This window comes from Nannocystis pusilla, from assembly GCF_020073745.1.
Classification (GTDB): domain Bacteria; phylum Myxococcota_A; class Polyangia; order Nannocystales; family Nannocystaceae; genus Nannocystis; species Nannocystis radixulma.
The window spans coordinates 22,058-28,547 of record NZ_JAIRAU010000018.1; the positions used below are offsets into that span (position 1 = coordinate 22,058).

Sequence of the window (6,490 nt, forward strand, 5' to 3'; positions counted from 1 at the left end):
CGCCTTGGACGCGTTGTCCGGGCCAGATAACGGGCGATCTGCCGGGGGACTGCCGGTGCGCATCGGCCGCGCGCGACGGAGCGCCGCGACCGGGTTGGTGCGGCCGGGGTCCAGCGAGTAGTGTTCACCGGTGCTCCGCCGTGCGCCGTGGTTCGCGCTCCTGCTCGTCGCTTGTGAGGCCCTGAGCGGCGCCGAACCGGGCCCCGGGGCGGGACCGGTGGCCGGGGAGCCGGCGGTGGTCAGCCCGGCGGCGCTGCGGGCCGCGATCGCGGCGGGGGTGCGGCGGCGCGGCGAGAACGAGGCGAGCTACGAGGTCGACGCGTTCGTGGCCGCGCTGGCGGTCGAGGAGCTGGCGAGCGGGACCGGCGGGGGCCGGTTCGAGCCGGCGCTGGAGAACGGGGCCCAGGTCGGCTACCGCCTGGTCGAGGTGATGCCGGGCTCGGCCTACGCGCTGGTCGGGCTGCACACGGGCGACGTGATCGAGGCGATCGGCGAGGTCCGCCTCGACAGCCCGGGCCGCGCGGCCGGAGCCCTGGCCGCGGCCGGGCGCGGGGCCCAGGTGACGGTCGCGCGCGACGGGGTCGGCTTCTCGCTCGAGCTGCGGATCGCCGGCGGGCTGGCGTGGGCGGAGCTGCTGCGCTCGAGGACAGGTGCGCAAGGACAGGTCATTTCGGACAGCGCCCCGGAGACAGGTCCTCTGGGGCAGGTGGCGGCGGCGCCGGAGGAAGGCGGGCTGCCGCTCGGGCCGCGCGACGGCGAGGTCGGCGGGACGCCGGTGACGCCGCAGGTCGGAGGGCCGCAGGGCGGGGGAGCGCCGCAGGTCGGCAGGACGCCGCAGGCGGGCGGGACGACGCGGCCGGGCGCGGGGACGAAGCCGGGCGGGAGCGCGGGCAGCTCGGGCAGCGCCGCGGGCGGGACGGGAGTGCAGTGCGCGTCGGCGTCGAGCTGCACGCTCGACAAGAAGCTGTTCGACGCGGCGGTCGCCGACCCGAGCAAGCTCGAGCGCCAGGCGTCGATCTCGCCGGCGCGCGGCGGGTACAAGCTGACCCGGGTGACGCCGAACAGCACGGTGGCGGCGCTGGGGTTCCGCGCGGGCGACGTGATCGTGTCGGTCAACGGCGCCCGCCTCGACGACGACATGGCGGCGCTGGGGCTCTACATGGGGCTCGAGAGCACGCGCAACTACAACGTGACGTACGAGCGCAACGGGGCGCGCGCGAGCAAGTCGATCGCGCTGCGGTGAAGGGAGCGCGGGGCCGGGGCTGCGTGCTCGCGTGGGAGCGGCTCCGCCCGTGACGCTGACGCCGGTCGGCGGTGGTGACGACGCGGATGGGCAGGCGAGCACCCGGGCCGTCGATGGGTTCGCGTGGGGGCTCGCCGCGGCAGGGGCGAAACACGGCGATCGCGGCGGCGGCGATGGTGGCGGATCACGGGCGGGGCAGCGGTCGTGACGGGGATCACGGGGCCGGGCGGTGCACGAATCGCGGGCTTCGGCGACCGTCGCTCTCATGCGGGCCCTCGCTCCCGCCATACGCCCCATGTCCGTCGTATCGCTGCGCCTCGTCCTGACCCTGTTCGCCCTCTCGTTCGCCGCCGCCGGCTGTTCGGCGCGCATGCAGCTCGACCCGGTGCTGACGGCCAAGGCGGTCGAGCAACCGGTCAAGGGCACGGCCTGGGCGGCGTTCCGCAAGCCGGTCACGTTCGCCGGTTACACCGCGAAGGTGACGAAGGGCGGGTTCCAGACCAATACGAGCACGTCGCTCGGGCCCTACGAGCGCCAGCAGTCGAAGCAGAAGTTCGAGTACTCGCTGGTCGGCGGGACGCCGGCGTCCTGGACCGGGGCCTGCGCCTACGGCCAGAGCTCTCAGGAGGTGCTGTTCCCGATCAGCAACGACGCGGGGCTGGTGTGCACGATGCGGCCGGAGAGCGGCGGCGGGTGGCAGCTCGAGCTCAAGAGCCAGGGCAAGCTGTACGGGCCCAACTCGCTGAGCGGGTCGATGACCGACGGGACGACGACGCTGTCGATCGCGATGGTGCACCGACTGGCGAACAGCGCGTTCCAGAGCACCAAGCCGGTCGGCTACGAGATCCGCGACGCGGGCGGGGCGGCGATCGCGGCGGTGCAGATCTTCAACCCTCAGTTCGTGTGGATCGACCCGGGCCTGCCGGCGGAGCTGCAGACGGCGATCGCGGCGGCGGCGGCGGGGCTGCTGGTGTCGGCCAAGTCGGCGGAGGACATCAACGAGAAGCCGGAGAACGGGGGCTCGTCGTTCGGCTCGAGCCGGTGACGGGCGCTCGCGCGCAAGGACATGCCTCGAGGGACATGTCCGCACGCGTGGGTGGCGGGCGCGAGGCTCGCCTCCAAGCGCGCGGCGCGGTGAGGCGGCCGGCGCCCGCGCGGCGTTACCGGAACTAGGCTGCCGTTGAAACGGGCGCGCGGGCTCTCGTACGGTCCCGGCGTGCGAGACGGGGAGGATGGCGGCGAGGACTCCGAACCTGGGCGGCTCGAGATCGTCGGCGACGTGATGCACGACGCGTGGCTGGGGATCCCGGAGCTGCACGCCGGCGGCGGGATACTCGTGGTGCTGGCGACGGCGCTGGCGGTGCAGGTGCTGGCGCGGCGCGTGGTCCTGCCGCTGGCGCTCCGCGTGGCCCAGCGCAGCCGAACCTCGTGGGACGATGTCCTCGCCAAGCACGGGGTGCTGGCCCGCCTGGTGCCGATCGCGCCGGTGGTGGTGATCGGCCGGGGGGTCGGGCTGATCGTCGGCCTCGACGCGGGGCTGGTGCAGTTCGTCGAGCGCATGGCGCTGGCCGTGATCGTGCTGGTGGCGGTGCGCGCGTTCGGGGCGCTGCTGACGGCCGTCAACGAGATCTACACCCGACACCCGCAGGCGCTCGGGCGGCCGATCAAGGGCTACCTGCAGGGCCTCAAGGTGCTGGCGTATATCGGCGCGGCGATCGTGGTGATCGCCACGCTCCTCGACCAGTCGCCGTGGTACCTGCTCAGCGGGCTGGGGGCGATGACGGCGATCCTGCTGCTCATCTTCCGCGACACCCTGCTGTCGTTCGTGGCCGGGATCCAGCTGACGACCAACGACCTGATCCGGGTCGGCGACTGGCTCGAGATGCCGCAGTTCGACGCCGACGGCGACGTCGTCGACATCTCGCTCAACACCGTCAAGGTGCAGAACTGGGACGCGACGATCACGGTGATCCCGACGCACAAGTTCCTCGAGAACTCGTTCAAGAACTGGCGCGGGATGTTCGAGGCGGGCGGGCGCCGGATCAAGCGCGCGATCAACATCGACGTGTCCACGGTGCGCTTCTTGACGCCGGAGGAGATCGAGCGGATGAGCCGCGTCGTGGTGCTGCGTGAGTATATGGCGGCGAAGACCCGCGAGGTGGAGGCGCACAACCGGGCGGCGGTGCCGGCCGACGCCGCCGACCTGCCGGTCAACGGCCGCCGCCTGACCAACCTCGGGACGTTCCGCGCGTACATCGAGGCGTACCTGCGCGCCCACCCGCGGATCCATCAGGAGCGGATCCGGATCGTCCGTCAGCTCCACCCGACCCCCGAGGGCGTGCCGCTCGAGATCTACGTGTTCACCCGCGACACCGCATGGGTCGCGTACGAGGGGATCCAGGCCGACATCTTCGACCACGTGCTGGCCGTGGCGCCCGAGTTCGGCCTGCGCGTGTTCCAGGCGCCGGCCGGCAGCGACCTGGCCCGGCTGGCCGGCGACGCCCGCCCGGCGGCGCGATAGGACATGTCTGAAGGGGCAGGTGCTTCAGGACATGTCTAGGCGAGCATGCCCGTGAGTTCAGGCTCGGCCTCGGGCTCGGACCGCGGCTTGCGCGGGGCGAAGGTCGGGCCGAGGGCGCGCAGGCTGACGAGGTCGTCGCCGCTGCGGGCGAGCAGGCGCTCGCGGGTCAGCCTGTGGTCGGGGATCGCGGCGCCGACGAGGGCCTGGACGACCTCGCGCGGGCGGGCGCCGGGGGCGTCGGAGCTGAGGCGGACGCGGAAGCGCAGCTGGCCGGCCTCGACGTCGACGTCGGCGTGGAGGAGGGCGGCGCCGACGTCGACGGCGGTGGCGTCGCCGGTGGCGCGCTTGAGGCCGCGGCCGGGCCTGGCCTTGCCGGGGCGCTCGACGTGCAGGGGGCCGGCGAGGCGCGCGGGCAGCTCGGCGGCGACGGCGGCGGCCAGCTCGGGGCCGAGGTCGACGGCGTAGTCGGCGGCGGCGACGAGCTCGCCGAGGCGGCGCTCGCCCTGGACGAGGACGCGGACGTCGAGGATGTCGATGCCGGGCGGCGCGGCGGCGGCGAACCGCTCGCGCAGGGCCGCGGCCTCGCGCACGCGGTCGTCCTCGCTCCACAGGCCGGCCATGTCGGCGTCGGAGTTGGGCAGCAGGACGTCGAGGTCGACGACCTCCTCGCGGGCGCCGACGCCGAGCGCGAGAGCTGGCCCGAAGGACATGCGCGGGACGGGGTTGAAGCCGCGCGAGAAGGCGGCCTCGACGCCGGCGCGCCGCAGCATGCGCGGGAGCACGCGGGTGAGGTCGAGGTGGCCCATGAAGCGCATCGGGCCCGACTTGGCGAAGAACACCCGCACGCGGGTGAACGGGGCCTCGGCGGCGGCCTTGAAGGCGTTGTCGTCGGCCAGCTTGCTGGGGTTGAGGCGGCCGCGCAGCCGCTCGATCGGGACCAGCGAGGGGGCCGCGGCGCGCTCGCGCTCGCGGTCCTGCTCCTCGCGCTCGTGCCGCTCGTGCTTCATGTCGACGAGGTTGTCGAGGGACACGAGCCGCTCGCTGCGCATCTCGGACATGTCGCAGGCGATCCCGCAGTCGTAGCAGACGAGGCGGCGCGCGTCGGCCTCGGCGGCCTCGCGGCTGACCGGGTGGACCTTGGCGCCGAACGGCTTGCCGCACGGCGGCGAGGCCCGGCCGCGCAGGGCCTTGCGGTACTCCTCGGCGAGGAAGCCGGGCTCGAGGCCGATGTCGATGTGGTCCCACGGGAGGCGGGCGTCGACGGCGATCGTGCGGGTGTAGCGGGCCGGGTCGACGCCGACGGCCGCGATCGCGGCGGTCCAGCGGGCCATGGAGAAGCGCTCGCGCCAGCCGTCGAAGCGGGCCCCGGCGGCGTAGGCGTGGCCGAGGACCTCGCCCATGTCGCGGTCGCCGCGGGCGAACAGGCACTCGAGCCAGCTCTCGGTCTGCGAGTGGGTCTTGAGCTCGAGGCGGTAGCGCCGGGCCAGGTCCCGCAGCAGGTTGACCTTTTGGGACAGGTCCGAAAGGTCATCCATGGCCGCCCACTGGAACGGGGTGTGCGGCTTGGGCACGTGCTGCGAGACGCTGACGGTGACGGTGGGCATGCGCGCCAGCTTGAGCGCGCGCGCGACGTCGCGGACCTTGCGGCCGGTCTCGGCGATGCCGACGACGTCGGCCTCGGTCTCGGTCGGCAGGCCCATGATGAAGTACATCTTGATGCGGTCGTAGCCGCGCTCGAAGATCCGCCGCGCCGACGTCAGGATGTCGTCGTCGCTGACGTTCTTGTTGATGACGTCGCGCATGCGCTGGGTGCCGGCCTCGGGCGCGAAGGTGAGGCCGTTGATGCCGACGCTCTTGATCTCGTCGAGCAGGCCCTCGTTGAGGCCGTAGGCGCGCAGGCTGGCGACGCCGAGCTTGATCTTGCGCCGCTTGAGCTCGGGCACCAGCTCCTTGATCAGCGGGTCGATGCACGAGACGTCGGCGGTCGACAGCGCGGTGAGGCTGGTCTCGGAGAAGCCGGCCGCGTCGACGCCGTCGAGCACGGCCTTGACGATCTGCTTGGGGTCGCGCTCGCGGACCGGGCGGTAGATGATGCCGGCCTGACAGAAGCGGCAGCCCTCGGTGCACCCGCGCGTGATCTCGACGGCGGCGCGGTCGAAGATCGCCTCGGCGTAGGGGATCGGGAAGCGCGTGGGGAAGGGGAAGCGATCGAGGTCGCGCACGTAGACGCGGCCGACCCGCTCGGGCACGCCGAAGGCGCGGCCCTCGTCGGTCGGCCCGGTGACGACCAGCAGCTCCGACCGCTCGTCGCGCTCGACGGCGTAGAAGGTCGGGGCGTAGATGCCGGGGGTGCGCGCGGCCTCGGCGAGGATCTCGCGCCGCGGCCGGCCCTCGCGGCGCATGCGGCCGATCGTGCGCAAAAGGTCAGGGAGGACCTCTTCGGCCTCGCCGACGAGGAAGAGGTCGACGAAGGCCGCCAGCGGCTCGGGGTGCGTGGCCGTGGGCCCGCCGGCGAGGACGATCGGGTCGGCGTCGCCGCGGTCGGCGGAGCGCAAGGGGATCCCGCCGAGGTCGAGGTTGAGCAGGACGTTGGTGTAGCTGAGCTCGTACTGCAGGCTGAAGCCGACGACGTCGAACTCACGCAGCGGGGTGGCCGTCTCGAGGCTCACGAGCGGGAGCCCGCGCGCGCGTAGCTCGGCCTCCATGTCGGTCCACGGGCTGAAGGC

General features: G+C 73.4%; 4 protein-coding genes. 3 read left to right on the plus strand and 1 reads right to left on the minus strand.

The annotated features are described in order from the left end of the window. The first annotated feature begins 130 nt into the window (after positions 1-130). From K7C98_RS15085 to K7C98_RS15095, 3 genes are all read left to right on the plus strand, one after another. Positions 131-1,243 (plus strand): PDZ domain-containing protein, encoded by a 1,113-nt coding sequence (locus tag K7C98_RS15085; RefSeq protein WP_224192354.1) that lies wholly within the window; start codon positions 131-133, stop codon positions 1,241-1,243. A gap of 295 nt (positions 1,244-1,538) precedes the next feature. Beyond that, on the plus strand, positions 1,539-2,288 hold the full coding sequence (locus K7C98_RS15090; RefSeq protein WP_224192355.1) for a hypothetical protein: 750 nt from the start codon (positions 1,539-1,541) through the stop codon (positions 2,286-2,288). Positions 2,289-2,459: 171 nt separating this feature from the next. After that, positions 2,460-3,764 (plus strand): mechanosensitive ion channel family protein, encoded by a 1,305-nt coding sequence (locus tag K7C98_RS15095; protein ID WP_224192356.1) that lies wholly within the window; start codon positions 2,460-2,462, stop codon positions 3,762-3,764. Between the two features lie 35 nt (positions 3,765-3,799). Here the strand turns inward: K7C98_RS15095 and K7C98_RS15100 are convergent. Continuing rightward, the coding region (locus K7C98_RS15100) for a TIGR03960 family B12-binding radical SAM protein (protein ID WP_224192357.1) at positions 3,800-6,490 on the minus strand (2,691 nt) is incomplete at its 5' end.